Origin of the sequence: Halioxenophilus sp. WMMB6, assembly GCF_033283405.1 — a bacterium.
GTDB lineage: Bacteria > Pseudomonadota > Gammaproteobacteria > Pseudomonadales > Cellvibrionaceae > Halioxenophilus.
Window position 1 is genome coordinate 420,685 of the sequence record NZ_JAWMQR010000001.1, and the last position, 24,717, is coordinate 445,401.

29 protein-coding genes and 3 tRNA genes are annotated in these 24,717 nt (G+C 54.0%); 18 read left to right on the forward strand and 14 right to left on the reverse strand.

The window, feature by feature from the left end:
- Nucleotides 1-234: 234 nt before the first annotated feature.
- From rimK to SBL51_RS01740, 7 genes are all read left to right on the forward strand, one after another.
- The gene (gene rimK, locus SBL51_RS01710; protein ID WP_317928740.1) at nt 235-1,140 is read left to right on the forward strand and encodes a 30S ribosomal protein S6--L-glutamate ligase; all 906 of its coding nucleotides are present in this window, start codon (nt 235-237) and stop codon (nt 1,138-1,140) included.
- A 52-nt stretch (nt 1,141-1,192) separates the two neighbouring features.
- Nucleotides 1,193-2,245, forward strand: a complete 1,053-nt coding sequence (locus tag SBL51_RS01715; RefSeq protein WP_317928741.1) for a M14 family metallopeptidase — start codon at nt 1,193-1,195, stop codon at nt 2,243-2,245.
- Between the two features lie 57 nt (nt 2,246-2,302).
- A complete protein-coding gene (locus SBL51_RS01720) occupies nt 2,303-2,734 on the forward strand; it encodes an ATP-dependent zinc protease (RefSeq protein ID WP_317928742.1) in 432 nt (143 codons plus the stop codon).
- 279 nt (nt 2,735-3,013) lie between these two features.
- Nucleotides 3,014-3,949: a hypothetical protein gene (locus SBL51_RS01725; RefSeq protein ID WP_317928743.1), complete on the forward strand. Its 936-nt coding sequence runs from the start codon at nt 3,014-3,016 to the stop codon at nt 3,947-3,949.
- 134 nt (nt 3,950-4,083) lie between these two features.
- Complete coding sequence (locus SBL51_RS01730) at nt 4,084-4,911, forward strand: hypothetical protein (RefSeq protein ID WP_317928744.1); 828 nt, start codon at nt 4,084-4,086, stop codon at nt 4,909-4,911.
- Between the two features lie 24 nt (nt 4,912-4,935).
- Nucleotides 4,936-6,375, forward strand: coding sequence for an NAD-dependent succinate-semialdehyde dehydrogenase (locus SBL51_RS01735; RefSeq protein WP_317928745.1), 1,440 nt, complete (start codon nt 4,936-4,938; stop codon nt 6,373-6,375).
- A gap of 21 nt (nt 6,376-6,396) precedes the next feature.
- Entirely contained in the window at nt 6,397-6,963 is a 567-nt protein-coding gene (locus tag SBL51_RS01740; RefSeq protein ID WP_317928746.1) for a hypothetical protein, read from the forward strand.
- Here SBL51_RS01740 and SBL51_RS01745 read toward each other — a convergent pair whose 3' ends face one another.
- Nucleotides 6,964-7,374 carry an EF-hand domain-containing protein gene (locus tag SBL51_RS01745; protein ID WP_317928747.1) on the reverse strand — a complete coding sequence of 137 codons (411 nt, stop codon included), beginning with the start codon at nt 7,372-7,374 and terminating at the stop codon, nt 6,964-6,966. It abuts the gene before it with no gap.
- A gap of 132 nt (nt 7,375-7,506) precedes the next feature.
- Between SBL51_RS01745 and SBL51_RS01750 the strand changes: the two genes are divergently transcribed.
- A complete protein-coding gene (locus tag SBL51_RS01750) occupies nt 7,507-8,004 on the forward strand; it encodes a DUF1499 domain-containing protein (RefSeq protein WP_317928748.1) in 498 nt (165 codons plus the stop codon).
- Between the two features lie 4 nt (nt 8,005-8,008).
- Here the strand turns inward: SBL51_RS01750 and SBL51_RS01755 are convergent, their stop codons facing one another.
- The 6 genes from SBL51_RS01755 to SBL51_RS01780 form a co-directional block, all read right to left on the reverse strand.
- Nucleotides 8,009-8,416, reverse strand: coding sequence for a hypothetical protein (locus SBL51_RS01755; protein WP_317928749.1), 408 nt, complete (start codon nt 8,414-8,416; stop codon nt 8,009-8,011).
- A 2-nt stretch (nt 8,417-8,418) separates the two neighbouring features.
- The gene (locus SBL51_RS01760; RefSeq protein WP_317928750.1) at nt 8,419-8,841 is read right to left on the reverse strand and encodes a hypothetical protein; all 423 of its coding nucleotides are present in this window, start codon (nt 8,839-8,841) and stop codon (nt 8,419-8,421) included.
- Nucleotides 8,842-8,845: 4 nt separating this feature from the next.
- Entirely contained in the window at nt 8,846-9,598 is a 753-nt protein-coding gene (locus tag SBL51_RS01765) for a tRNA-uridine aminocarboxypropyltransferase (RefSeq protein WP_317928751.1), read from the reverse strand.
- A complete protein-coding gene (locus SBL51_RS01770) occupies nt 9,595-10,269 on the reverse strand; it encodes an SDR family oxidoreductase (RefSeq protein ID WP_317928752.1) in 675 nt (224 codons plus the stop codon). The genes SBL51_RS01765 and SBL51_RS01770 overlap by 4 nt, the downstream gene beginning before the upstream one ends.
- Before the next feature lie 39 nt (nt 10,270-10,308).
- Entirely contained in the window at nt 10,309-11,202 is an 894-nt protein-coding gene (locus SBL51_RS01775; RefSeq protein ID WP_317928753.1) for a LysR family transcriptional regulator, read from the reverse strand.
- Nucleotides 11,203-11,273: 71 nt separating this feature from the next.
- On the reverse strand, nt 11,274-12,752 hold the full coding sequence (locus SBL51_RS01780) for a hypothetical protein (protein WP_317928754.1): 1,479 nt from the start codon (nt 12,750-12,752) through the stop codon (nt 11,274-11,276).
- 320 nt (nt 12,753-13,072) lie between these two features.
- Here SBL51_RS01780 and SBL51_RS01785 point away from each other — a divergent pair, with 320 nt between their 5' ends.
- The 3 genes from SBL51_RS01785 to SBL51_RS01795 all read left to right on the forward strand — a co-directional run bounded on the left by SBL51_RS01785 (nt 13,073) and on the right by SBL51_RS01795 (nt 15,210).
- Nucleotides 13,073-13,372 carry a hypothetical protein gene (locus SBL51_RS01785; protein WP_317928755.1) on the forward strand — a complete coding sequence of 100 codons (300 nt, stop codon included), beginning with the start codon at nt 13,073-13,075 and terminating at the stop codon, nt 13,370-13,372.
- A gap of 177 nt (nt 13,373-13,549) precedes the next feature.
- Nucleotides 13,550-14,377 carry a co-chaperone DjlA gene (gene djlA / locus SBL51_RS01790; RefSeq protein WP_317928756.1) on the forward strand — a complete coding sequence of 276 codons (828 nt, stop codon included), beginning with the start codon at nt 13,550-13,552 and terminating at the stop codon, nt 14,375-14,377.
- Nucleotides 14,377-15,210: a hypothetical protein gene (locus tag SBL51_RS01795; RefSeq protein ID WP_317928757.1), complete on the forward strand. Its 834-nt coding sequence runs from the start codon at nt 14,377-14,379 to the stop codon at nt 15,208-15,210. The genes djlA and SBL51_RS01795 overlap by 1 nt, the downstream gene beginning before the upstream one ends.
- A 3-nt stretch (nt 15,211-15,213) precedes the next feature.
- On the opposite strand, the gene SBL51_RS01800 is transcribed toward SBL51_RS01795, so the two are convergent.
- From SBL51_RS01800 to SBL51_RS01810, 3 genes are read right to left on the reverse strand one after another with little or no spacing between them, the layout of a single operon-like run.
- Nucleotides 15,214-15,459 (reverse strand): hypothetical protein, encoded by a 246-nt coding sequence (locus SBL51_RS01800; RefSeq protein ID WP_317928758.1) that lies wholly within the window; start codon nt 15,457-15,459, stop codon nt 15,214-15,216.
- A 12-nt stretch (nt 15,460-15,471) separates the two neighbouring features.
- The gene (locus SBL51_RS01805; RefSeq protein ID WP_317928759.1) at nt 15,472-16,323 is read right to left on the reverse strand and encodes a mechanosensitive ion channel family protein; all 852 of its coding nucleotides are present in this window, start codon (nt 16,321-16,323) and stop codon (nt 15,472-15,474) included.
- A 4-nt stretch (nt 16,324-16,327) separates the two neighbouring features.
- The gene (locus SBL51_RS01810) at nt 16,328-16,822 is read right to left on the reverse strand and encodes a DUF3806 domain-containing protein (protein ID WP_317928760.1); all 495 of its coding nucleotides are present in this window, start codon (nt 16,820-16,822) and stop codon (nt 16,328-16,330) included.
- A 287-nt stretch (nt 16,823-17,109) separates the two neighbouring features.
- On the opposite strand from SBL51_RS01810, the gene SBL51_RS01815 reads away from it, so the two are divergent.
- The 4 genes from SBL51_RS01815 to SBL51_RS01830 all read left to right on the forward strand — a co-directional run bounded on the left by SBL51_RS01815 (nt 17,110) and on the right by SBL51_RS01830 (nt 20,584).
- Entirely contained in the window at nt 17,110-17,472 is a 363-nt protein-coding gene (locus tag SBL51_RS01815) for a hypothetical protein (protein ID WP_317928761.1), read from the forward strand.
- 45 nt (nt 17,473-17,517) lie between these two features.
- The gene (locus tag SBL51_RS01820) at nt 17,518-18,219 is read left to right on the forward strand and encodes a TIGR01621 family pseudouridine synthase (RefSeq protein WP_317928762.1); all 702 of its coding nucleotides are present in this window, start codon (nt 17,518-17,520) and stop codon (nt 18,217-18,219) included.
- A gap of 238 nt (nt 18,220-18,457) precedes the next feature.
- Nucleotides 18,458-19,738 carry an alpha/beta hydrolase gene (locus tag SBL51_RS01825; protein WP_317928763.1) on the forward strand — a complete coding sequence of 427 codons (1,281 nt, stop codon included), beginning with the start codon at nt 18,458-18,460 and terminating at the stop codon, nt 19,736-19,738.
- A gap of 84 nt (nt 19,739-19,822) precedes the next feature.
- Nucleotides 19,823-20,584 carry a hypothetical protein gene (locus SBL51_RS01830; RefSeq protein WP_317928764.1) on the forward strand — a complete coding sequence of 254 codons (762 nt, stop codon included), beginning with the start codon at nt 19,823-19,825 and terminating at the stop codon, nt 20,582-20,584.
- Nucleotides 20,585-20,615: 31 nt separating this feature from the next.
- On the opposite strand, the gene SBL51_RS01835 is transcribed toward SBL51_RS01830, so the two are convergent.
- From SBL51_RS01835 to folD, 4 genes are read right to left on the reverse strand one after another with little or no spacing between them, the layout of a single operon-like run.
- Nucleotides 20,616-21,668: a methyltransferase gene (locus tag SBL51_RS01835; RefSeq protein ID WP_317928765.1), complete on the reverse strand. Its 1,053-nt coding sequence runs from the start codon at nt 21,666-21,668 to the stop codon at nt 20,616-20,618.
- Nucleotides 21,669-21,673: 5 nt separating this feature from the next.
- A complete protein-coding gene (locus tag SBL51_RS01840; protein ID WP_317928766.1) occupies nt 21,674-22,408 on the reverse strand; it encodes a pseudouridine synthase in 735 nt (244 codons plus the stop codon).
- A gap of 2 nt (nt 22,409-22,410) precedes the next feature.
- The gene (gene truC, locus SBL51_RS01845; protein WP_317928767.1) at nt 22,411-23,157 is read right to left on the reverse strand and encodes a tRNA pseudouridine(65) synthase TruC; all 747 of its coding nucleotides are present in this window, start codon (nt 23,155-23,157) and stop codon (nt 22,411-22,413) included.
- A complete protein-coding gene (gene folD, locus SBL51_RS01850; RefSeq protein WP_317928768.1) occupies nt 23,157-24,005 on the reverse strand; it encodes a bifunctional methylenetetrahydrofolate dehydrogenase/methenyltetrahydrofolate cyclohydrolase FolD in 849 nt (282 codons plus the stop codon). Before folD ends, truC begins: the two co-directional genes overlap by 1 nt.
- Before the next feature lie 303 nt (nt 24,006-24,308).
- Between folD and SBL51_RS01855 the strand changes: the two genes are divergently transcribed.
- The 3 genes from SBL51_RS01855 (at nt 24,309) to SBL51_RS01865 (ending at nt 24,674) form a co-directional block, all read left to right on the forward strand.
- Nucleotides 24,309-24,385 (forward strand) — tRNA-Pro (locus SBL51_RS01855).
- Between the two features lie 51 nt (nt 24,386-24,436).
- Nucleotides 24,437-24,513 (forward strand) — tRNA-Arg (locus SBL51_RS01860).
- 85 nt (nt 24,514-24,598) lie between these two features.
- Nucleotides 24,599-24,674: transfer RNA gene (locus SBL51_RS01865), tRNA-His, on the forward strand.
- Nucleotides 24,675-24,717: the final 43 nt, after the last annotated feature.

Genomic DNA, 24,717 nt, shown 5'->3' on the forward strand with positions numbered 1-24,717 from the left:
GAGGCACTTTGGTTGGAGGCAGGCCTGATTTGGAGGTTGCACAATGCTGACCGTACAACGCCAATTGACCGGCGCCAAAGCCAATGGGCATACATCTACCTGTCTTGTTCAATCTTTAGGATTGAACCCGCTTGGGAACAACGGTGGCCTTCTCAAAATAATAGGTTAGCTAAACTATAGTCTGCACGCCTTAAACGACCTCTATCCGCTTAACAATTAATCTTGGAAAGACCTATGCGAGTGGCAATTCTGTCGCGTAATTCAAATTTGTATTCTACCAGACGCCTGGTCGAGGCTGGCCAACAGCGTGGCCACACAGTGGATGTGATCGACACCCTACACTGCTACATGGATATCACCACCAGCCAGCCGACAGTGCGGTATATGGGTAAGGCGCTGCCGCATTACGATGCGGTCATCCCTAGAATCGGCGCGTCTATTACTTTTTATGGCACGGCCGTTGTGCGGCAGTTTGAGATGATGGGCACCTTTTGTTTGAACGAATCGGTGGCGATTAGCCGTGCGCGTGACAAGCTGCGCTCACTGCAGTTGCTCTCCCGCAAAGGCGTGGGTTTGCCCAGAACCGGCTTTGCCAGTAAACCCGATGATGTAAAAGATTTGATCAAAAACGTCGGTGGTGCGCCGCTGGTGATCAAATTGTTGGAGGGAACGCAAGGTATTGGGGTTGTGTTAGCCGATACCAATAAGGCCGCCGAGAGTATTATTGAGGCGTTTATGGGCTTACGGGCGAATATTCTGGTGCAGGAGTTCATTGCCGAAGCTGGCGGTGCCGATATTCGCTGTTTTGTGGTGGGCGGTAAGGTGGTCGCGGCCATGAAGCGGCAGGGGGCTGAGGGCGAGTTCCGTTCCAATCTTCACCGCGGCGGATCCGCGCAGTTGACGCGCTTATCAAAAGATGAGCGGGCCACGGCCGTTAACGCGGCAAAGATTATGGGTTTAAATGTGTGCGGGGTCGATATACTGCAATCATCACGGGGCCCGGTGGTGATGGAAGTAAACTCCTCTCCGGGCCTGGAGGGTATAGAGTCTGCTACAAAAAAAGATGTTGCCAGCATGATTTTTGAGTTTATTGAAGAGAGTGCTCAACCTCACAAAACGCGAACCAAAGGCAAGGGTTAAGCCGCCGGTGAGTTAAGCAACCGGCTCCCGGCTCTGCAGGAAGAGGTACAGTTTGGACGAACTTGAGATAGGTGGGCACCGCATAAAAGCCGGCGAATCGGTCCAGATAGAACTTCCCGTGGTGCGCCTCTATACCGATACGGATATCTGCATGCCGGTGCATGTGGTGCGCTCTAAAAAGCCTGGGCCGACTCTGTTTGTCAGTGCGGCGATACATGGCGATGAGCTTAACGGCGTCGAGATTATTCGGCGGCTCATCCGGCTGAAAAAGCCCAAACTCACCGCCGGAACACTGATATTGGTGCCCATGGTGAACGTTTATGGCGTACTCAACCAGAGCCGCTATATGCCCGATAGGCGCGATTTAAACCGTAGCTTTCCGGGCTCCAGCACCGGCTCCTTAACCGGTATCGTGGCCAACCGATTCCTCACCGAAATTATCAGCCATTGCCAATACGGTATCGATCTTCACACCGGAGCGATTCATCGCTCCAACCTTCCCCAGATTCGGGCCAATCTTAAAGACCCGGAGACCCTGGCCATGGCCGAGGCGTTTGGTGTGCCGGTGTTGATCAACTCAAACATCCGGGATGGCTCGCTGCGCGAGGCCGCCGTTGAACAGGGGTTAAAACTGCTGCTCTATGAAGGCGGGCAGGCGTTGCGCTTTGATGAACTCTCCATCCGAGCCGGCGTGCGGGGTGTGGTGAAGATTTTGGAGCATTTGGGAATGGTGGCGAAACGTGTACGCCAGGCCTCGCCCAAGCGGCAACCGATACAGCCGTTTGTGGCCAACACCAGTTTTTGGGTGCGGGCCAATTGCAGCGGCATCGTGCATAGTTTGAAAAACCTGGGTGATAAGGTCGAAACGGGCGATCCGCTGGCAGAAATAGGCAGCCCGTTGGCACAAACCCTTGGCACGGTAACCGCTACGCGCTCGGGAATTATCATTGGTAAGCAGAATATCCCGCTGGTGCAGGAGGGCGATGCCATGTTTCATATCGCCTACTTTACCGAGAGCGACGATGAAGTGGTGGAGAACATCGAGCTGATGCAGGATGCCTTGATGCCTTCATCAGATAACCCGGATGAACAGGTAAGTTCCTAGGGCCGGTGTTGGTAACACGTCAAGAAACTTAATAATCTCAATAATCGGGTGATCCCTATGGAGAAGTTGATCATCGGCTCATTAGAGAGCTGTAACCTCCCGGAGCTCAGTATTTACGATCTGCAAATCCGAGTCGACACTGGCGCGAAAACGTCGTCTCTGCACGTCGATAATATTCGGCGCTACCGGCAGGGTGGGAAGCCCTGGGTAAAATTCGATATCCACCCGGATGTCTACAATGTTAACCACATTGTAGAATGTGCCTCCAGGCTGCACGATATCCGCACGATTAAATCGTCCAACGGGGTTTCTGAAGAGCGTTATGTGATCAAAACACCCATACAGCTCGGGCAGCACTCCTGGCCGATTGAGATCACGCTTACTAATCGCTCAGACATGAATTACCTAATGCTGCTGGGGCGTGAGGGTATGGGGGATAAGGTTTTGGTCGACCCCTCGGAAACCTTTATCTTGAGCAGTGAAAACTAGGCCTTGGCAACTGGCCAATCCCCAAATCAATATTGAATCGTATAACAGAACCGCGCGCTCAGCTGCTTCGTCAGGCGTTTCGTTTAGCTTTGCCGGGCTTTGAAAAGTGCTTTTCGCGAAAGCATTATTCAACTCAGAGCACTGAGCTCGGCTGCACCGATAACGCGAAGTGACTGGAACAGAGCCCGGTCAGTTGGGTTCATTTATTGGCAATTGATCACGTTGTACGGAGATCAAACTCAGTACATTTAACGGATTTATTCGCTACTGGGGGCTTTTATGGCGTATTACCTGTTTTATCCGTCCGTCTCAGCTACTCTCGATAACCTGGCGACGTTACTCTGCCCACCCAGCGCTGATTATCAGCGATTTGTTGATCGCCTCTTGGGCGCCAATCAGGCGTCTCTCTTCCCAACTGAACACTGCACCCCCAAGACTCCCATCCTGGTCCCTGAACAAGCCTGTGGAGACAACCGTTCCACCGCGTTAATGAGCTTATCGCCACAACAGCACGCTGTACTGGCAGCCCTGAGCAGAGCGGTGGGTGGTGGGGTGGTGATGGGTTTGGCTGATTTCTTCTCGCGGCAAAACTTTTATCAGGCTAAAAACTGTTTGCGGCTCTATGGTGGCAAGGGCCTTGCCAGTGTTGGTGCCGATAGCGGAATTGCCGTCACCGCGGTGCTATTAACCCTGGATAAGTATGAAAGAGCGTTGTGGCATTACGATGGTTTGCGAGCCCACGGTGCTTCACCGCAGATGTTAGCGGCGGCGATGCGCCGCCTGCAGCGGGCTTTTGATCGCCATAATCTGGTTGTTAACCTACAGAGTCAGGCCAGTTTTAATCAATTCGCCGCGAGTTTACGCAACTCTCCCTTGGCGGGTGCTAAAGCTGCTGATTTCTGCATCCCACTGCAGGACCACAACGCCGAACAGAAGCTGGCGATGTTGGCCAAATCGATAACGCTAATCTCGGACAATGTCCTGTTGTTTAGCAATCATACGGAGGCGGTTGGAGCGGCGAGCGCCTGGCATGATCAACAGGCACAGATGAAGAGACGGCTTATAGACTCCGGCAGTAGGCTGGCAGCGGGTATGAGCCTCGCGACATTCGTCGCTATCACCCCACTTGGGCTGGCGATTAATCTTGTTCCAACAGGCTCACTGGCCATACGCCTGCGGCAGGCTCAGGGTTGGTTTGATTTGGAATACTCCTAACCACTTAATAAACGCTTGAAATTGGCGAAAACTGTGCGTAGCCTTAACCGGTTAACTTTCTGCTGGGCCTGAATTCGCTATCAGCAGAGCGAACCACAAGCCCTTAACAACAGAGGACGACAGGTGAAAAGGCCATGAATATCGATAGTGAGCAGCTGGCAGCTGATATGGCCAAGCAGGGCTTTTGCGTATTGCAGGGCTATTTTCCCGCCGATGAGCTGCAACAGCTACAACTGGAGGCGGAAGCGTTCATAGAACAGTTCTACACCAGAGAAAATCTGGCTGCGCACAGCGTCTACCCATCCGACAGCACTGAAACACGTGTTAGCCACGCGGCCATGATTGCCGAAGGCAACAGCGAATTTCCAACTGTTGGCCACTGCCATTTCCCTACCATCGACCGCTTTTTGAGAGAGCACAACCAGATATTGACGCTGCTTTCCGGCCAACCGGTGGCGCCGGGTTCGCGCTGTATGCTCAATTACCAAAACTACTTCAGTGGCAGCAAACCGGTTGGCGAACACTTCGATGGTGAGTATCTGCGCGCGCAAAAGGCGGCTGACGGTGTGGAGTTTCAGTTGCTGGAGGGTATCTTACCCCGCTACGTGGCGGTGATGGTGGTAGCCAATGCCAATGAGGGCAAAGGCATCGAGTTGTTGGATAACCGTAAGCAGAAGCTCTACGCCCCCACCTTAAATGCCGGTGATATGGTGGTGTTTGATAACATCTACCTGCGCCACCGGGTGCCACTACTTGAACAGCCGCGCATCAGTATTGGTCTGCGCAATTTTGACCATCTGCCTTGGCATTTTGCCGCCGATGATCGTTATTTTCAGGGTGGTGAGTATCATCAAATTGCCGAGGGCTGGGTTAGCCCAGAGGTCGATTGTACCGCCCGTTTGCGCCACTTCATGGCCGAGGAGTGGCCGGCAATGCAAGATGAGTATTCCCACTACTTCTAATTCAGCGATAAAAGTTATTCGTGCATGGTGCAATTAAAAGAGAGTATGGCGCTGGCGGCCTCCTGGGTTGGTGGTCGGGCCGTCGCCGGTGGCGACCGCTTTGAGGTGATAAATCCCGCTACCGGCGAGCCAGTAGCAACGTTGGAGGCTATTGCTCCAGAGCAGGTGGCAGGGGCCATTAGCACGGCTGTAGACGCGCAGATTGAATGGCAGCAACGCTCGTTACCGGGGCGTGCTGAAATACTCCTCGCTTGGGCCGATTTATTGCAACAGCACAGAGAACCGCTGGCCAAACTAATCACAGCGGAGTCGGGTAAATTGTTAACCCAGGCTGGCTGGGAGATAGACCACTGTGCGGCTATGCTGCGTTGGTATAGCCAGGCCGCTTTGCGAATTACCGGCACCACCCTGCCAATGCACGGCGGGCAACGCAACTTCACTCTAAAGCAACCCGTAGGCGTGGTCGCCTGTATTACTCCCTGGAATTTTCCGGCCGCTGCCATCATTGTCAAAGCCGGTGCGGCACTGGCGGCAGGTTGTAGCTGCTTGATAAAACCTTCGGAATTAACCCCCACGATTGCCCTTGCTTTAGTGCAGCTCGCTGAGCGTGCCGGTGTGGAGGTGGGTGTACTGAATGTGCTGATAACTAACGCTCCGGCCACCGTGGGCGTAGTTCTCTGTGCTGACCCGCGTGTTCACATGGTGTCATTCACAGGCTCCACCAAGGTGGGTAAACAGCTCTACCAACAGTGTGCTGCCACAGTAAAGCGGCTAGCTCTGGAGATGGGCGGTAATGCGCCATTTATTGTCTTCGCCGACGCCGATATAGAGCGTGCGGTGGAGTGTGCCATCAATGCCCGGTTTTATAACTCTGGCCAAATCTGTGTCGGTGCCAATCGCTTTTATATTGAATCAACCATCTATGACCAATTTTGCCAGCGACTACAGGCGGCCGTAGCGTCGATGAGTGTCGGCGACCCACTGCTTGCCACCAGTGACATCGGCCCGCAGATTCACTCATCCGCGGCCAGCCGACTGGCTGAACTGGTTGCCGATGCCATTGATAAAGGCGCTCGTCTATTGCTAGGCGAGCAGTCAACAAGCGGTGCTTTTTTTCAACCCACGGTGCTGGCTGATATGCAGCCCACCATGTTGGCTTTCAGTGCGGAAATTTTTGGTCCCGTGGCCTGCTTATATCGCTTCGATTCCGAAGAAGAGGTGATAACCTCAGCCAACAGCACCGAGGCTGGGTTGGCCGCCTATCTATTTACCGAAAATATCAGCCGGCTGGTTCGCGTCAGTGAACAACTGCAAGCGGGCGCTATAGGCGCTAACAGCTGTCAGCTGTTTGCCGCCGAAATTCCTTTTGGTGGTTGGAAACAGTCGGGTTTGGGAAAAGAGCAGGGGATAGATTGCCTGGATGAGTTTCTGCAGGTGAAAAGCGTCTGTTTGGGTATCGAGTAGTCAGCGGTAAAGGAAATGAATATGCAGGCAATTAGTTGCCACCAAGCTTGGCAAAACATGACCCGCAGTGCGCGACAGGGCAGTGTTCGCAACTACTGCCAGCTACTGGATATGGCGGACTATTGTGTCGAGACCGAGCTTTTTCCTCTGCCGGTACTGGAAGCCTACACGGCCTGGAATTTAGAGTTGCCCATTAGCGAAGCACAACATCAGCTGTTCAGTAATTTACGCGGTGGCGGCCAGGGCGATTATCGCCAAGGGATGCAGCGTAAAATTGCCAATGTTGTCGATTGCTTGAGCTGCTATCCCGCCTCCAAGCGGGCGGTAATCACAATCGGCAACGACGCCTTTGCCGCACACTCTGACGATGACCAGGCTAAATGCATGCGCGAGCTGCATTGTTATCTGGATGACGATAACCGGCTCTCGGCCACGGTGTTTTTCCGCGCTCAAGCGGCGCTGATCTTCCCCAAGAATATTCATTTTATCGGTTCGTTGATGCGCACTGTCGCCGCGCAGTTACCCGGCCAACCACAACTGGGTACGCTGTTCTATTTAACGACGATTCTGGTAGCCGATCGCGCTTGATTATTGGCGGCGGTTGGCAACAAACAGTTGAAACTCCTGTTCACTGATGGCACCACTACCATCGGCGTCGGCCAGCATCAGTGGCAAGGGTGCACGGCCGAACTCTGCCAAGCTGATCAGCCCATCGCCATCCAGATCTGCTAACGGCGGGAAGTTTGGCCAACGGTTCTGCAATCGCTGCTGCTTATTTTCAAGCTCGCTTTGTTCCAGGTAGCCACTGGTGTTGCTATCCAACCGATGGAAGAGCGCTGTGCGCGACTCGGTCAGCTCCTGTTCTTCTATTACCCCATTGTGATTTTTATCGATGGCATTGAACAGGCGCGAGCCATCGCCAATTGCCAGCGCAGTTTCTGTACTACCTGCCAACAGAGTGATAATTGCCACGACGGATAAGCGTTTGCCACTTGCCAAAAATTGATCCTCTGTATTGAAATTGGAACTGTTCCCCAGATTTGGGTTGTCTGGTTATAAACGCCGGGCGAGTGAATTGGTTGACACAGATGAATGTGCTAGATTGGCCGCTATAAAAATAAGGGGCGTGTTATGTTTAAAAATATTGTCATCGGCGCAGTGGTTGTACTGCTTATTCTGGCGGTGTTGCTGGTGTTGCGTTTCTTCGCTCTGGGTAAGGAGTCGCGACAGGCGTCGGCCCCCGGGTTGCTCGATGGCCAACTACACCCTTGCCCCAAATCCCCCAATTGCGTTAACAGCGAGTACCCTGTCGATACCGCCCATTATGTACCTGCCATTGAGCTCGCGGCAGATGTTACTACTCCGATTCTAACCAAGGCCAATGACGTTATTACCGCTATGGGCGGCGTGGTGGTCGAACAGACCGAGAGTTATCTGGCTGCGGAATTTACTTCCAAGCTGTTTGGCTTTGTCGACGATTTTGAACTGCGCTTTGACGAAGAGAAGGGGGTGTTGCAAGTGCGCTCGGCGTCGCGAGTGGGCTATGGCGATATGGGGGTTAATGGCAAGCGGGTGGCGGCCTTTCGCGAAGCGTTTGCCAACGCTAAAGCGCCTTCCCTAGAGCAGTAGCCCGCTAAGGGAAGTCAAAAAAGACATCTTTGGGGTCGAAGGCGTAATTGCCACCGCTTTGACTCTTTGTCTGCCGGATGCGGCTGATCTCCTGTTGCGCTTTAAGCTCCCACAGAGGTTGGGACTCAGCCACTTCATAACCTAAACGGAGCAGTTCGTTAATAATGGCAGTACGAGCCGCAACGGCTTGGGCGCGGGTGGTGTAGGGCCCTTGTCGAGCGATGCGCTCGCTGTCGGCCACCCGGCTGAACGCGATCAGGGTGTAGCTCTTATCGCTGCTTTCGTTGAGGTCGCGCTGCTCACTAAGGTCACCACAAGTTTTAAGGTACAGTTCGGTACGGGCGTCTCCCTGGGTGAGTACTACAACACCTGCCTGTATTACCGCTTGAGAAGGGTTAAAGTCCAGACGCATAGTTAACGCTCTTCTTGTTCGTTGATAACTCTTGGCCAGCGCTGACTGGCGTGTTGGCTATTTTCACTCAACTCGGTAACCACATAGAGGCGGCGCTCTTCGCCCAGGGTGGCAATTAACCCCTGAATAAACTCCCCGGGTTGCAGCTCATACCACTGGCTCACGTTTTCTGCATCTTTCTCCATAAAGGCCGCCACGTCAATTTTGACGGGAACCGGCGAATACTGGCTCCATTTTCCGGCGCGAATGGAGTCGAGCCTGGCCCAGCCGCCTTTGGGCATAAATCCGGGCTGGGATTCGCGCCGGCCCCAGGCCACCAGTTCGTGGCTGCCATCCTTTCTCCGTACCGGCATCACCGCTTTGGGGTTGGGGAAGTAGATCTTCAGTTCATCGCCTTCGGCTTTAAAACGGACACCGCCACACATAACATCAACCTTGATTATGGGTAACCACGGGCTCAACCAAATTGCGCCGCATGGCCAGATAGTGTTGATTAAAGATCCCGAAATAGTGCCGCAGATGCTGGGCGCTGGCTGGTTGATTTAGGCTATCCAGGCCATAGGCGACCGCCTCCGCGGTGGAGAGCTGGTCTCCGTCGACGGCTTGGCGCAGATGGTAGGCAGCACTGTGGCCAGCATTGATGCGAATGGTGGGCATGGTTTGTAGCCAGGGGCTCTGCAGATACATCTTCCTCGCCTGTTTCCAGGTGGCATCGATCACCACCAGTAGCCAGCGGCTGTCGCTGTGCTCGTTGGTGTCAGGTTGCTCGTAGAACACCGGGTTCAGCTCCCCGGGAAAGAGCAGCAGGGGCCGGTGACGACCATTGTCCAGCAGTTGCAGTAACTCTGCTGGCGGTTGTGTCCTGTGCCAGGTGGCTGCCCAGGTGTTGGCGGGAAAGCAGTCTGCCACCAGGCTGCCGGTGTTGGTCGGTTTTAACACCTCATTGCGGTGCATCAGCAACAGGAAATCAATCTCGCTGGTGTGGCTTTGGCGATGGTGGCAGATACAGCGGTTTAACTGGCAGCGGGGGCAGCGTACTACCCGGTGGCCACGGGCCAGAAAGGGGCGTGTGGCACTGCGCTGACGCTGTTGCCGCAGCTTTTGAAAGGCGTTGCTGCCACAGCTGAGCTCTAACTCGGCCGGTGGACCACAAAATAGCGGTGGGGCTGTCCGTTCACTCACCAGGGCAGTGCCTGTCCGTCGGAGTGCCTGAATGATCCGCTGGTTGCCAGGGTTAATTCGGCAATGCGCGCTATCAAACCGCGGGCCGCCTCTTCAGCACTGATGTTACCGGCGCCATTGACCATCTCCGTCTGTACGAAGCCCGGGTGCAGAATGCCAACAGCGATACCGCGCGGTTTTAAATCGACAGCAAGAGAAGTGGCACCGGCGTTCAGTGCAGCCTTCGACATACGGTAGCCGTAGTAACCACCGGAGGTGTTGTCGCTGATAGAACCCATGCGGCTGGTGATCACTGCGATTTTAGAGCCCTGTTTGAGCAGACCAAGCAGGGCGTTCGAAACCATCAATGGCCCCAGCGCGTTTACCCGGTATTGGGCGAGCATATCGTCATAATCGAGCGAGTCGAGCTCCTCCTCACGCAGTATACCGGCGTTATTGATCAGGATATCGATCGCCTTGCCCTGCAAAGGCCCGGCTAAGGTACTGGCGAGATTGGTTAGGGTGCTTGCGTCGCCAACATCCACACCCTCGATGACCTGTGCCTGGGTTTGACTTAATGCTGGGCTGGTATGGCGGCATAGAGCGATAACCTGGTCGCCGGCGGCCAGATAGAGTTGCGTCAGCGCCAGTCCAATGCCTCGGTTGGCGCCGGTAATAACGATAGTAGTCATGAGATCCTCGAAATTTGTTCGTCTGCTGCTGGCGGGTGGTTAAAGCGTCTTACACAACTCAGTGATCCGCCGCATAAACCACTGCTTGGCTTGCCCCATTTTGTGATTCTTCCAGGCCAACTGCAGATCGACCGTTTGTGGCTGACCGTCGCCAATAGTGACCAACTCACCACTGGCCAGCAGGTCTGCCGCTCTGGATTGGGGGAGGGTACCAATACCCAATCCCAGACATAAAGCTTTCAGTTTTAAGGGCAGGCTCGCGACTGTAAGCCGGGGTTGTTCATCAAATAGCCGAACCTCCCGCTTGGGCCGGTTTATGGCGGAGTCGGCAATGGCAATGGCGCGATAGCGGCTTAACACCTCTGGGTCCAGGGGTGTCTCTTCCTGGTGAATGGGGTGGTCGGGGGCTGCACAGAAGACCATGGTATCGGAATAGAGGTAGCGGGTTTGCACTTCGGTGGTGGCGGCGTTGATATCGGAGCCGATAATCAGATCGGCGCGATCGTGATCAAGCAGCTCCCAGGTGCCGGACAGCACTGAACTTTCGAGCCGCACCCGGGTGTTGGCCTGTTCGGCGAGTTCGTTCACCAGCGGGAAGAGCCGGGCTTCGTCAAACAGGGTCTCTACGCCGATGACGATTTCCGGTTCCCAGCCGTTGGATAGCAACCGCGCATCATCGATCATCAGTTGTGTGGCGAGCAGTATCTCCCGGCCGCGCTCCAGTATCAGCCGGCCGACGGGGGTGAGTGTGGCACGATGCCCCGAGCGGTCGAACAGCAGCAGGTCCAGCTCGTCTTCCAGCTTTTGTATGCTGTAACTGAGCGCCGAGGGCACTTTCGACAGTTCGTCGGCGGCGGCGGCAAAGCTTCCACGTCGATCGATGGCATCCAACGTACGCAGGGCGTCGAGGGTGAGTTGAGGTTCTCGGCTCATTAGAAAGAATCTTTTTGGCGGGAATATTTAGGCCTAATGGTAAGGCAATTTTCAAAAAAGGGAATCGTACCCTAGTCGGGTCTATTCGTTGAGCTGGCAGGGGGTTGCCCGGGGGTCTGATTGCTCTGTGGTGGCCCCATAATGGTATCTCTTAGCGCGTCAAGTGGGCCTTTCACCAGGGTTACCGATTGGAAATCCCGGTGGCTGATGCCAAGTGCCCGAAGGGTATTAGCCACATCAGGTAAACCCGGGCGGTCGGCGTAGCGATTGTAGAGGGGCATTAACACCGGTTGAGCCAGGTGTTTATCCAGCGCCTGCAGGTAGTTGGTGGTGTTCCAGGTGGGTTGCTGGTCGAAGCAGCACTCGGCGAATTCACCCAAAAGGTTGGCGAGGGTCCGTTCCCCCTTGGTTTGTTGTCTGATTTCGACATCGGCCATTAGTGCCAGGGCAGCACCACTCCAGTAGATCATCATGCGCGCCTGGCGCATGCCCAGTTCAACGCTGTTGTTAGGCGAGGTGAGGGGCCGAACCTGTATGGCTCGAGCGAAGCCCGCCAACAGATTTTGCCAGGCTTGCTCTGCCGAATACTGCCCCTCCTGAGCCATCAAAACATTCTGGTAATAACTGGCAAAGCCCTCCGATACCCATTTGCCGTCGTAGCCCAGGTAGGGGAGCAATAGATGCGAGAACTCGTGGGTGGCGGTCCAGTCGGCCATTAACTCGGCATAGCTGGCGTTGTTGGCCACAAAAAAGCGAATGCTGTTGTTTCCCGCTCGAATGACGTGGCCAAAGGGCACTGGGCTTTCTGAGTGGTGGCCGGCAACCGGTACCACAATAACCTGTAGGTCAGGCCGGGCAACAGCGCCAAAGGTGGTGATATTTTGCCGAAGATTATCACGCAACCAGCCCTCAACGGCGGTGAGGTTATTGCCGCCAAGATAGGCCAGGTCAACGCTCATGCCGTTGATCAGCAGGGTGGCTTGGGTAAATTCGCCAAACAGTAATAGACCGTCACTATTGTAGGGTGAACTGGGAACCGGAAAACGGACGTGGCCGGCTTCAGTGATCTGTTCAGCCCAGGGGCTTGAGACAACGTAATTAGGGGGCAGCCTAAGTTCAACAAGCAGGTGTGCTTGGCTATCGACCAGCCAATCTTCACCCTTAAGTTGATGCAGGACGCTTGGCTGGCCGGTACTTGTGTCGAACCTTTGCCAGCTCGCCGAGACTTCGGGTGGGGTTATTAAAGCGCTGGTGCAGTGGTTTGCGGCCAAGGTGTTGCTGCCCCGGCTATAGGGCTCGCAGGGCGTGTCGTTGACCGGATCTTTATCAACCTGCGCGTGCTTGGGCCAACGAAATTGAGCCGGTGACTGCCCCTGGTTGTAGAGGGTAACCCGGTATTGATGTGGTTGTCCGGTCGTTTCGAGAACCTCAAGCAGTGGATATTCCATTTCGGTTTGAGCTTGCAGCTTGAAGGCGTGCAGGCTCAGGCATAGGATGCAAAAGGTCCATGCAGTGCGACCGGGGCAGAGGTATTGAATGCACAGTGACATTAGCATGCTGAAAAAGACACAAATGTATTTATTGTTGGTGGCCGGTCGAGGCCAGGATTATTCAACCGTACGAAGTACTCTGACCAGGCGCTGCGCTTAAAGTTTTGGCTAACCCGGTGCGCTTACCGTGGGCTCGCAGTTGCAGAGGGGGCAAGTAGAGGCTGCAAAATTATATTGACAACCTCTGGCGGGTAAACAACAATTGCTGCAATGCAGCACGAGCCGTCTGGTGCAATCAACAGCCCGTGACCGTTACCAGCAACTGGGATTAAATCACCTCGTCAAATTTCCGGATGACACCGGTATATAGGAGAAAGACCATGACTGAAGACCTTATGAAGCCCTTTGAGTCAGTAAAAGCGTTAATGACCATGCAGGCAGACGTAATTTCTAAAACCGTAGCCCAGCAGCAGAAAGCGGCCCAGATGTTGGCTGGTTTCTTTCAGGATGAAGCCAAAAAGGCGCAGGGTTTGAAATCCCCTGAGGAGCTGGTCCAATTCAATATGGATACCAGCAAAGCGCTGTTTGAACTGCTGAAATCACAAGGTGCCGAGTTCTCGACTATTGCCGAAGAAGCCCGTGATGCCTTCGTTAAGGAACTGGGCACCTACGGCAAATAGTCGGTTGTTTTAGTCCCTGTTAATCAATCGCCCCATCTCTTGGGGCGATTGTGTTTCTGCTTGTCTCCTCGCGTCTGTTCGATCCTTTTCTTGATCTCTTTCACTGTGGCCCTGTTCGGGTCTAGAGCCTGGCCCTATCCTTGGTATACTGGCCGCTTTTCCCGTTGAGCGATTGTTATGTGGTTTGGAAAGTTAATTGGTGCGCTGCTTGGTTTAATGGTACTCGGGCCGTTGGGGCTGCTAATTGGTTTGGCAGTTGGCCATATGTTCGATCGCTCGCTCAAACAATTCCGGCCGGCGCTTTCACCCGCTGAACGGGCAGAGGCCGAGCAGATCTTTTTTGAAACCGTGTTCCGTCTGATGGGTTATGTCGCTAAAGCCGATGGCCGGGTTTCTGAAGAGGAGATAGCCGCTGCTGAACAATTTATGGCACAGATGCGGTTGCACCCGGAACACCGTAAACAGGCCATCGAACATTTCAAAGCCGGCTCTTCTGCAGACTTTGATCTGATCGCCCAGGCAGGCCGGTTTAATGCCATCGGCGACAAACTGCCGAGCCTTCGGCAAACAGTTTTAACCTACCTTATTAATATGGCTTTGGCCGATGGCCGGCTGGACCCGGCGGAAGAGGTCTGTCTGGCAAAGATTGCCGAGCACCTGGGGATTGCCACTTTTGTTTTCAAACAACTACTGGCGATGATCCGCGCCCAGGCAAATTTCCACCAGAGTTATCAATCTCACCAACAGCAGTACGCTGGTGGTGCCCAGCCTTCCTCCGCCAACGAGCTGGCCTTGGCTTACGAGGCGTTGGGTGTGGAGGCGAGTGCTTCCGATGCGGTGGTTAAAAAAGCTTATCGCAAACTGATGAGTGAAAATCACCCAGATAAACTCATGGGGCAGGGTGTGCCGCAGGATATGATCGATATGGCTACCGAGCGGGCCAAAGATATCCAGGCAGCCTATGATCTGATTAAAAAACAGCGTGCCGCCGCAGGTAATTCGTAATGGAGGAGCGTAAAGAGAAGAGCTACTCCCGTTCCGCACTGGCGGATGCCTTGGATCTCTCGCTGAAAGAGGTTACCGAGATACTGCTGGCCGCGGGTTGGATATTACAGGATGGTGATAATTGGCAGCTTACTGCCAAAGGTGAATTTGAGGGTGGTTTCCTTAGGGAGAGTAAAAAGTACGGCAACTATTTGGCCTGGCCAGAATCTGTTCTCTCCCACCCCATTTTTAAAATTGAGCGGGACGATACGCTTTCGGCGAGTGATATCGGTAAGTCGGTAGGCTTATCGCCACGGCTTATCAACCTGCTGCTTGAGCACTGTCAGTGGATGCGGCGGGTTCATAAAGGGTGGCAGCTTACCGCCGAGGGGCTGGCCCTGGGCGGTGTACAACACGAAAACCCAAAAACCGGGGTGCCTTGGGTCTCCTGGCCACAGAGTTTGCTGGCCAATGATTACTTTCAGTCAGCCTGTGTTTGCCTTAGTAATGAAGAGCTGCTCTCCCCCTGTCATAGCCTGAATGGCATAGAGGTCGAGCGCCCGCAAACCGCGGCATTTTTATCCTGGTGTTATCTCTCTGATGTGGTGGCGGCGCAAAATATAGCCAATAGCAAACGGCCCAATTTGGTATTTGATTTTTTTCTGCCGAAGGTAGGGCTCTATATCGATATTTGGGATGCTGGCCTAAAACCTCAGCAATTGGCTGAGCGGCTGGAGCGACCCAAACTGTGTGAAACGCTGGGTATTGATTACCTGGTTTTGCAGGCTGCTACCATCAGTGAAATTGAAGAGGAGTTGCCCCGGGAGCTGCTTAAGCGCGACTACGAATTGTGAGGCTTAAAGCTCCACATCCATAACAATCGCCAACCACTGTTTCAGGCTGTGTGTCTTATCGAGGTTCTGCTCGGCCTCCTGCATGGTATCCAACATCCCCAGCGTTAAATCCACCGCCAGCGTATGGTAAACGGAGTGCGGATGGCTGAAACCGGTTTTTTCAGCCCGGCCAGCCATGGCCTCTGTGATTTTGTCAAGATCGGCGCTGGTGATGCCTTGATTGGCGAGCTCTTTTAGATAATTTTTCATAACTTTGCCCTGTCAGCTACCGGCTGGCGTATTTAGCAGCGTAACTTCGCGCTGGGGGAAAGGAATGGCAATTTGATTGGCCTGCAGGGCTTTGAAAATCGCCATGTTGGTTTTGTATTTCTGCTCAAAGTATTGGTCGGTGGGTGCCCAAAAGCGAATGCCCAATACGATGGCGCTATCGGCAAAGTTATCCACTCCAACTTGTGCCGGACGTTGGTCGTTGCCCTCGGTGGCGGCCACGGCCTCTGCAACCACAGCGCAGGCTAATTCCAGGTTGCTGCTGTAGGCTATACCTATTTCCAGCTCCACCACTCGGCTGCCGTGTGAGTTGTGGATGATCTCGCCAATAACGTGGCGGTTGGGTATGGTGATCATCTGGCCATCTTCATTGGTGAGTACGGTCGCGGCCAGGCGAACCTCTTTGACAATACCCGTTACACCCAACAAGGTAATCGTATCGCCCACCACATAGGGGCGGGTGACGATAATATTGAGCCCGGCGCTGTAGTTGGTCAGCAGCCCCTGCACCGCCAAGCCAGCCCCCAAAGACAAGGCGCCGATGGCGGCCACCATGGGCGTGATATTGATCCCCAACTTATTGAGCACAATCACCGCCACCACAGCCAGAAGAGCGATGCGCAGAGCATTGGCCAGAAAGTGGGAGAGGGTTACATCCATATGCCGGGCGATGCAGAGATTTTCGACTTTTTTGGCAATGCGATTGGAGATAAACAAGCCTATCGCCAATACGATAACCGCGCCGATGATCTGGAAACTGTAGTTGACCAGAAATTCAGTAATTAAGCTGTAGATGGCAGAGATCTGTTCCAGCTGTTCGTCCAGGTTGATATCGCTCGGATCCATGTTGTTAGTCCACTTGGTAGGGCAGTTTTGGCAGGTAGGGTTTAATCAGCTCGGCCGACTCTTGATAGATGGCCTGTACATCGGGGTGTAGGCCCACCTCTATGCGGCGCGAGAGCATGGTGACGGGGAACAGGCACTGGCTGGTGTTGGGGACACAGGTGGCGCGACTGCGCCCCTCTTCATCTTGATAGATCTTCCATTGCAGGTTATAGCGCTCAACAAACAGGTCCCCCAGCACTACACCCAAAGCCTGCAGATTAAAGGAGTCTGATGGTTCGATTAATTTTTGGTCGACAATGCGCTGTAAAATGTTCAGGTCAGACTCTGTTTTATGTAGGCTCTGGCCAAGGCGGCTGGTTGCCATTTCGTCGATATATTGCCGCTGGTTGTTGTGCTGACGGAGGTCGCGCCAGTCCAGGTCGGTGACTTGAGGCCATTTGTCCTCACTAAAGCAGGGAATGGATAGCGCTAACGTGAGCGCAACAAGTAGAATCCGCATGGCAATCTCCCATTCGCGCAGCTCCAGGAGTAGCATACGCCATTACACTTTTTGGGTTTTGGGTTTTGGGTCTATGTTTGGGTTAGGGTCTAAGACTGCAGGCAGCGTTGCCAGTTCGATTACCCCGTTGCTAGGTTAACCCTGTAATTGGCCAGCCAGGCGGTTGAACTCAGCCTTTAGGCTACAGTCAAAAGCGGCATTATGAACCTCAGGCAATGGAGCGACAACCGCTCCCTTGAATGCGGCATGCAATTAACAGTACTTGGGGTATAAAGGCAAGGTCACTAATGAAACGATTATCTTCTTTAATCCTCTTTGTTGTATTGGTCGTTGCGATTGGCGGTGGTATTTATCTCTATCAACAAAATTTGGCCGCTGAAGCGGAGATCGCTCAATTGAAGGCCGAGGTAGCTGATCTGCAAGCACAGGTTGAAATACTGGAAAAACAGACCGTGCAGGGTGTAGTAGATGAAGCTAATGCACGGGTAAAATCCGGCCTGCACAATTTATTGGAAGCTGCCGAGCAGGAGTTTGAACGTTTGCAAAAGACGCTGGAGGATTCGTTAGAGGAGGAGCAACCGGCCTCACCGCCAACCGCCCCAAACGATGACCCGAAGAAAGCTCCAGATCCAAGTGGCATTGAGACCTGATTATTAATTTACCGCTGCCATACACTTCACGTTAAAATGCCGGCTATGGATTACATAGTCGGTCACCACGAAAAGTTCCTCGTCGCACACAAGCCCCCCAATTGGGACTTCCACGATTGCGATGGTCAGACAGGCTTCTTTAATTTCATTAAACAATCCACCACGGATGGTACTCTTTGGCCGGTGCACCGGTTGGATAAGGTCACCTCCGGGTTGCTGTTAATGGCCCGCAGCCAGGCCGCCTGCACTCAGTTAAGTGAGTTGTTTGCCACGCGACAGGTGGTCAAAATCTATTTGGCGCTAGCCCATGGCAAACCGAAAAAAAAACAGGGTGTTATCGTTGGTGATATGGTTAAGAGCCGTAGGGGTGCCTGGCGCTTAACCCGGGAAACCAACAACCCTGCTGTTACCCGCTTTGTCTCCCTCTCGCTGGCCCCCTCACTGCGACTCTATCTTCTGCGGCCAGAGACCGGTCAAACCCATCAGTTACGCGTGGCTATGCGCTCTTTGGGTACGCCGATCTTGGGGGATAAGCTCTACGGTGGCGAGCCTGCCGATCGTGTTTACCTGCATGCCTATCAACTCAGTTTTGAGTTGGATGGCTCAGCCTATCGCTGGCAATGTATGCCGAGCTATGGTGACTTATTTAAGCTCGATACTGTGACCGACCAAATGGGTGATGCCATCGAGCAGCTACTCACGGCTTCTCCGTTAAAATCAGCGCCGCCAAAAGAGATGGGCGAGTAGGGTGATTAGCGGTAGGTTTATTGGGCTAGGCGCACTTACCTTGATGGTGGTTACTGCTCTTGGCTGGTTATTTTGGCCGAGCCAGAACCTGCCTCAACCGTTAACTGTCTTTCAACCGAGCGAATGCTGGTTTAACACCCATGATCCAGAATTGGAGCTGCGCTGTGGTTATCTTACAAGCCAAGGTACATCGCTACTTTACCGTATGCCGGTGGTGGTAATCAGTAAAAGGCAAAAATTGCCCGTTGACTCAACCGCTAAACCGCTGGTCTACCTCGGCGGCGGCCCCGGGGCGGGCCTGGGCCTTGCGGAGAACAATATCACTCACTGGCTGGGCTGGTATCTTCAAAATCAGCTGCAACAGCCGTTAATATTGATGGACTACCGTGGCGTTGGGCTCTCTACCCCCAATTTTCGTTGCTCTCCGTTTCTGCGCGACTATCAAACCTCGCTCACTCACCCTAATGAGTTGGCCCCCGGGAAATTGTTTCAAACCACCCAGGAGTGCCTGGCGATCTGGCACCAGCGCGGTTTTTCAGAGGAAGATTTTACTGTTCGGCAAAACGCCGAAGATGTTGTCGCATTGCTGGATCAACTCCAGTGGCAACAGGCGGATTTCTATGGTGTCTCGTATGGAACCCGGGTCGGACAGTTTTTAAGCGAACACTTCCCGGAACGTATAGGTCGTATAGTATTGGACTCACCGGTGATGGCGAGCAAAACCGGGGTTAACTACTTTCCCCAAAAAGTACTCGCTGCGGTGGTGAATTATCAAGACTATTGTGCGGAGACTGGCAATTGCTCGTTCAGCGAAGACTCTCTGTTTCTTGTGCTGCAGGCTTTAAGTGCTGAACCACTCTCTATAACTTTCGAGCAGTGGCACGAGCCCGGCTTGATGACCGCCGAGCTCGACGACAACCTGTTTCTCTCGGTGTTTTATTCGGGGCTCTATTCGCCGGAGGGCTTAACGAATTACTCCTGGCCCAAAACTGCAGAGGCGTGGAGCGCCGAGCATTTACTGCAGGCGGTAAAAAAGCCGCTGGCGGGTTATATCAATCAGGCGGTCGATCCGGAATTTAACTTTTTTATCTATTACGCAAATCAGTGCTTGGAAAACAGCGCTTTTGACGAACGCCTCTATTCCCAGCCGCAGCGGCCGGCGCGCTGGCAACGCTATTTTGCTTATCGAAAGGATCGCGATGTCTGCCAAATGTTTAAACCGCCGGTATATAACAACACGGAGCTGGTGGCCGACGAGTTAGTGTTGCCGCCAATTTTGATATTAAGCGGTGAGCTCGATCCGATCACGCCCATGAGAGATGCCCTGCAATTAGTGACCAGGTTTCCGACTGGCATTGTTCTATCACACCCGGATATAGGCCACGGGGTGTTGGCTCAGCTGCCGTGCCGGGCACCACTATTGCAACAGTTCCTCGCGGGCCAATTGGCAAGCGAAGGCCCGCTCCCCTGCGGTTTAATCAGGCAGCCGGTGAAGGGCGAAACAGCGGGTGTGCAGTAACACGTTTTAATTTTTAACTTACTGGGTGCTGATTTGCAGTTCAGCCGGGTTATGCATCCACTGACAGCGCGTACAAGGTGATGCATGGCACTCCTCTTTGAAACGTTCAATGACGGTAACCACTACAAAGTAACCCAGGCCGGAAACAGTGTGCGGCTCTACACCAATGGCATCTTTCACAGCCAATTTAACACCAATGCGATTGTTACCGGAGCGCTGTGGGATCTGTTGCTACTGCCGGCTTTTTTGCTGCCGGAACCGCCCAAACAGGTGTTAACCCTGGGTGTGGGCGGCGGCTCCGTCATGCGTATGGTTAACCACTTTTTTCCTGAAGCACTTATCCATGGGGTCGACTACGACAAACAACACCTGGCCCTGGCTGAACGCTATTTTGGTGTGCAGGGTAGCGCCTTCAAGCTGCAATGGGCTGATGCACGGGAGTACGTGCAGCAGCGCCTGGCAGAGCGTAATGCGGTTGCTCCGCAGATCATTATTGATGATGTATTTACCGGCCATAATGGCGACCCAACCCGGCCTTTTGCCTTCGATGGCCAATGGTTGCAGCAGTTACTTACGTTGTTGTCCGATAACGGGCTGTTAATTATCAATTTCGATCGACGAGTTTATCTACATCAGCTGCTGCAGGATGCCAAGGCCTTGTGTATCCAGTTGGGTATTATTGATGCCGCCGAATTTTACTGCCCAGGTTACGAAAACCGTGTGTTGGTGTTAGCGCGGGTGAAGTTGGATAAAGAGCGCTTTTTTCAGCGTCTTCAAGCGGAGCCACTACTGGCTACCCGCAAGCGGGGCTGCCGGCTCAATTTTTCGATGCGCCTGGTTTGGTAATTGGGAGAGGCTGGCTTTTTCCTTCGGCAGGTTAGCTTTTTCTTAGCTCTAGCACTTTAAAACCTTGCTCTTTATTCACTAGCTGAATCGATTTAAAAAAGGGTTTGGCAATGGTTTCCAGCGCGATGAACTGGTTTACCACCACCAGCGCCACACCGTTGTCTGTAAGAAATTCCGCCATTTTTTGGCAAAAGCCGTTGGTTAAGGCTTTGCTGTGTTCAAACCCCTGGTGAAAGGGTGGATTGCAGAGGATTAGCGGGAAGGTCTGTGTCACCGGGCCGCCAATATCCCCCGGCCAGGCCTGAATGGCCAGGCCATTGCGGGTAGCATTTTCCGCAATCGCCAACAGCGCTGCGGCATTATTGTCGGTGGCGTAAAGCTCGGTAAAACCCAGTTCGGCGGCGGCCAGTGTCAGGTACCCATAACCGCAGCCTAGGTCCAGCACGGCGCATTGGTGCTTATCAAACTGGTGGACTTTTGTTGCCAGATGTTTTGCCAACAGTGCGCTGCCTTGGTCGATTTTGTCCCAACCAAAAATACCCGGTTTGCTGTAGAGCTCCAGCTGCTGCAAGTGGCCGATGGCACGCAGTTCGGTGTAGGACTGGTCGTCCAGTAATGATGGCTCTGTACAACTGTCGGTTTTGGTCAGGGTAACCAAATAGTCATTGCCGTGTTTCTCAATACTGGCGCCGCCAAACAGAAGCTTACTGTTTTTTGGCACACTTTTAATACCTTGCTGTTTCTCCCCGGTTAAATAGAGCTTGCCGCCGGCGGCGAGATGCAGGGCGCATTGATTTAATAAAAAGTTAAGCTGTGCCCTCTCTTTCGGAATGGCGCTGTAGATAAAATCGAAAGGTTTGTTGTAGCTGGCGGCATCGATATTGAAGTCGCTGAATAGGGCGACGTCTGGATTAAACAACTGGTACTGGTCCCAGCGATTAGAGATAACGGTTGCATGGCTGATCTGGGTGATGGGGTGGCCCGTCACCGACAGATTCTCCGTCACCAGCCACAGCTGATTGGCCGCACCTTGTTGGCTATTGTGCTGATAGGCGTGAAAGAGCAGATCAAGAGCGGTGGTCATGGTGGTTACAAATATTGGTTAATTTCACTGGGCGTGAGTGGCCGGTAGTCACCAGGTTGTAGCTCCGGGTCGAGGCGGGTGGGGCCGATCCGCTCCCGGTGCAGTGCCGTTACCTGGTTGTCGACACTGGCCAGCATCCGTTTCACCTGATGATAACGGCCTTCAAAGATGGTGAGCAGAATAACTCTCTCAGAAATAACCTCCACCTGTGCCGGAGCGGTTGGGGTGGGGGAGTCGTTGAGTACCACTCCCTGTTCAAGCGCTTTCAGGGCGGCTGGGGTAATGGGCTCGGCCAGAGTCACGCGATAGGTTTTACCGAACTTTCCACCGGGGGCGGAGACCCGGTGGTTCCACTGGCCATCGCTGGTTATAAAGAGCAGTCCCGTGGTATCCAGGTCCAACCGGCCTACCATCTGAATCGATTGATTACTGGCCAGCCGCGCCAGCATTGGCCGGTCGCCTTGCGCGTCTGCCGCCTGATACAACACGTCGATTACCGTTGGGTTTTGCCCTTCCTCATTGGCGCAGACACAGCCGGCGGGTTTGTGGAGCATGAGGTATAGAGGCTCAAAGCTCTGCACCCGCTGGCCAAACAGCTCAACAAGGTCATCAGGTTGCAGCTGATACGCCATATCTCTGGTGGCTATGCCATTCACCAACAGCTCCCCGTTTTTCGCCGCCCGCTTTGCCTCATTACGGGAAAGGGAGGTGTTATTGGCGACAAACTTGTCGAGGCGCATGACTAACTGGCTTCCCAGGTTGGCAGGTGGGCGCCCCAGCCGAGCTCGGTTATCAGTCGGCCCATGCAGTCGGTGAGAGGGGCGCTGATGGTAACCATCTGCTCTGAAACCGGGTGGACAAATGAGAGAGAATCCGCGTGCAGGAGTAGTCGTCGACAGCCGAACTGCTCCTGGAAGAAGCGGTTGTGGCTGCTTTTGCCATGCTTGGCATCACCGATAATGGGGTGACTGATGTGCTTCAGATGGCGGCGTATCTGGTGCTTGCGGCCGGTGTGGGGCTGGCAGCGGGCTAGGGAGTAGCGCGCCTGTGGGTACTTGTCGACCGGATAGGGTAGTTCCACCTGCGCCAGGCAGTGGATATCGGTTAGTGCCGGCTGGGCGGGTTTATCGGCCTGAGCATGTTTGTCGGCGATTTTGTCCAGCTCCTCTTTTAACGGGTGGTTGACAGTGGTGGTCTCTGCTAGCCAGCCGCGAACGACAGCGAGATAACTCTTGTGGGTACCTGCTTGCCAATCGTTGCCCATCAGCCTGGCAGTCCCGGCATCGAGCCCGAACAGCAGTACGCCGGAGGTGGGTTTGTCGAGCCGGTGCAGTGGGTAGACGCGCTGGCCCAACTGATCGCGCAGCAGTTGCAGGGCAAAGCGGGTCTCGTGGCGATCGATTGGACTGCGATGGACCAGCAGGCCCGATGGCTTATTGATTGCCACCAGGTAGTCGTCCCGATAGAGCAGGGCCAGGGGCTGCTCCATTAGCGGCGGATTTTCTGCTCGCCGGAGTCCACAGATTGGTAGATAAGGGTGTTGATGGTCATCGGGCCTACGCCGCCGGGTACCGGCGTGATGGCGCTGGCGCGCTCCTGCAGCGGCGCCAGCTCGATATCGCCCACGCCGCCGGGGTGGTAGCCGGCATCAACCACAACGGCGCCATCTTTAATCCACTCAGCGCGGATAAACTCCGGCTTGCCTACCGCACCGACCACAATGTCGGCTTGGGCGATTAATGCGGGCAGATTTTCGGTTCTGGAGTGGCAGATAGTCACGGTGGCGTTGGCGTTGAGCAGCATCATAGCCATGGGCTTACCGAGAATAGGGCTGCGGCCAACCACCACAGCGTGCTTGCCCGCCAGGGGGATGTTATACGCCTCCAGCAGGCGCATGATGCCCTTGGGCGTGGCACAGCCGTAGGCACTTTCACCCATACTCATGCGACCAAAGCCCAGGCAGGTGACGCCATCGACATCTTTATCGAGGGCGATGGCATCAAAGCAGAGGCGTTCGTCGATTTGTGGTGGCACTGGGTGTTGCAGCAGAATACCGTGCACATTGGGGTTGGTGTTGAGCTTGTCGATTTCGGCCAGCAGCTCCTCGGTGGTGGTCGATTCCGGGAGCTCCACTTTCAGGGAGTCCATGCCAATGCGTTGGCAGGCATTGCCTTTCATCTTTACATAGGTGGCTGAAGCTGGGTCGCCTCCCACCAATATGGTCGCCAGAATGGGTGTTTGGCCGTTGCTGTCGGCCTTAAGTTTGGCAACTCGCTGGCTGAGTTCTTGTTCAGTTTTGGCCGCGAGGGCTTTACCGTCTAACACCAGTGCGGGCATATAAGCATCCTTTAAGATTTCTGCGGTTCTGCCTGTTAGGAACCGTCTGTTTGCAAAGGGCGCTATTCTCCCACAGAGCCAAGGCCTGCTCAAACAACAGATGCTGTTAACCGCGCCAGAGAGACTGATGATTTTCTGGCCTAAGTGGTTGGTTTCTTTAAGAGATTTATTGTTTTAACTGTTTTAAGTCGTTGACGTGGCTGGGGGCTATAGGTATGATGCGCACCTCTCAAAGCAGGGGGCTTACTGCTAACCTGGTTTGAGTGCTTGTACTGAGGTAAACACTACCGCGGTATTCGAAATCGGAGTGTAGCGCAGCTTGGTAGCGCATCTGGTTTGGGACCAGAGGGTCGGGGGTTCGAATCCCTCCACTCCGACCATTTACCTTTTGGGTAGATCGCCAGTAGTAGCCAGGTTCGGAAGCAAACTATGCGCCCGTAGCTCAGTTGGATAGAGCAACGGCCTTCTAAGCCGTGGGTCGCAGGTTCGAATCCTGCCGGGCGTGCCATTGAGTCTGGCCCTGTTCAGCCCTCACTGGTAACTTTGGAAACTACTTTGGTTTCCATGGCCAATTGGCCAACTCACTGTCAATGGTGGCTGTAGCTCAGTTGGTAGAGCCCTGGATTGTGATTCCAGTCGTCGTGGGTTCGAGTCCCATCAGCCACCCCAATTCCCCAAACTTTCCCTACTTCCTCAAATCATCTTTCTGGTT

Excerpts from the sequence above, each read along its gene's own strand:
- rimK (WP_317928740.1), top strand. The coding sequence starts at position 235 with ATGCGAGTGGCAATTCTGTCGCGTAATTCAAATTTGTATTCTACCAGA.
- SBL51_RS01720 (WP_317928742.1), top strand. The coding sequence starts at position 2,303 with ATGGAGAAGTTGATCATCGGCTCATTAGAGAGCTGTAACCTCCCGGAG.
- SBL51_RS01725 (WP_317928743.1), top strand. The coding sequence starts at position 3,014 with ATGGCGTATTACCTGTTTTATCCGTCCGTCTCAGCTACTCTCGATAAC.
- SBL51_RS01730 (WP_317928744.1), top strand. The coding sequence starts at position 4,084 with ATGAATATCGATAGTGAGCAGCTGGCAGCTGATATGGCCAAGCAGGGC.
- SBL51_RS01735 (WP_317928745.1), top strand. The coding sequence starts at position 4,936 with ATGGTGCAATTAAAAGAGAGTATGGCGCTGGCGGCCTCCTGGGTTGGT.
- SBL51_RS01740 (WP_317928746.1), top strand. The coding sequence starts at position 6,397 with ATGCAGGCAATTAGTTGCCACCAAGCTTGGCAAAACATGACCCGCAGT.
- SBL51_RS01750 (WP_317928748.1), top strand. The coding sequence starts at position 7,507 with ATGTTTAAAAATATTGTCATCGGCGCAGTGGTTGTACTGCTTATTCTG.
- SBL51_RS01755 (WP_317928749.1), bottom strand. The coding sequence starts at position 8,416 with ATGCGTCTGGACTTTAACCCTTCTCAAGCGGTAATACAGGCAGGTGTT.
- SBL51_RS01760 (WP_317928750.1), bottom strand. The coding sequence starts at position 8,841 with ATGTGTGGCGGTGTCCGTTTTAAAGCCGAAGGCGATGAACTGAAGATC.
- SBL51_RS01770 (WP_317928752.1), bottom strand. The coding sequence starts at position 10,269 with ATGACTACTATCGTTATTACCGGCGCCAACCGAGGCATTGGACTGGCG.
- SBL51_RS01775 (WP_317928753.1), bottom strand. The coding sequence starts at position 11,202 with ATGAGCCGAGAACCTCAACTCACCCTCGACGCCCTGCGTACGTTGGAT.
- SBL51_RS01780 (WP_317928754.1), bottom strand. The coding sequence starts at position 12,752 with ATGTCACTGTGCATTCAATACCTCTGCCCCGGTCGCACTGCATGGACC.
- SBL51_RS01785 (WP_317928755.1), top strand. The coding sequence starts at position 13,073 with ATGACTGAAGACCTTATGAAGCCCTTTGAGTCAGTAAAAGCGTTAATG.
- djlA (WP_317928756.1), top strand. The coding sequence starts at position 13,550 with ATGTGGTTTGGAAAGTTAATTGGTGCGCTGCTTGGTTTAATGGTACTC.
- SBL51_RS01795 (WP_317928757.1), top strand. The coding sequence starts at position 14,377 with ATGGAGGAGCGTAAAGAGAAGAGCTACTCCCGTTCCGCACTGGCGGAT.
- SBL51_RS01800 (WP_317928758.1), bottom strand. The coding sequence starts at position 15,459 with ATGAAAAATTATCTAAAAGAGCTCGCCAATCAAGGCATCACCAGCGCC.
- SBL51_RS01805 (WP_317928759.1), bottom strand. The coding sequence starts at position 16,323 with ATGGATCCGAGCGATATCAACCTGGACGAACAGCTGGAACAGATCTCT.
- SBL51_RS01810 (WP_317928760.1), bottom strand. The coding sequence starts at position 16,822 with ATGCGGATTCTACTTGTTGCGCTCACGTTAGCGCTATCCATTCCCTGC.
- SBL51_RS01815 (WP_317928761.1), top strand. The coding sequence starts at position 17,110 with ATGAAACGATTATCTTCTTTAATCCTCTTTGTTGTATTGGTCGTTGCG.
- SBL51_RS01820 (WP_317928762.1), top strand. The coding sequence starts at position 17,518 with ATGGATTACATAGTCGGTCACCACGAAAAGTTCCTCGTCGCACACAAG.
- SBL51_RS01830 (WP_317928764.1), top strand. The coding sequence starts at position 19,823 with ATGGCACTCCTCTTTGAAACGTTCAATGACGGTAACCACTACAAAGTA.
- SBL51_RS01835 (WP_317928765.1), bottom strand. The coding sequence starts at position 21,668 with ATGACCACCGCTCTTGATCTGCTCTTTCACGCCTATCAGCACAATAGC.
- SBL51_RS01840 (WP_317928766.1), bottom strand. The coding sequence starts at position 22,408 with ATGCGCCTCGACAAGTTTGTCGCCAATAACACCTCCCTTTCCCGTAAT.
- truC (WP_317928767.1), bottom strand. The coding sequence starts at position 23,157 with ATGGAGCAGCCCCTGGCCCTGCTCTATCGGGACGACTACCTGGTGGCA.
- folD (WP_317928768.1), bottom strand. The coding sequence starts at position 24,005 with ATGCCCGCACTGGTGTTAGACGGTAAAGCCCTCGCGGCCAAAACTGAA.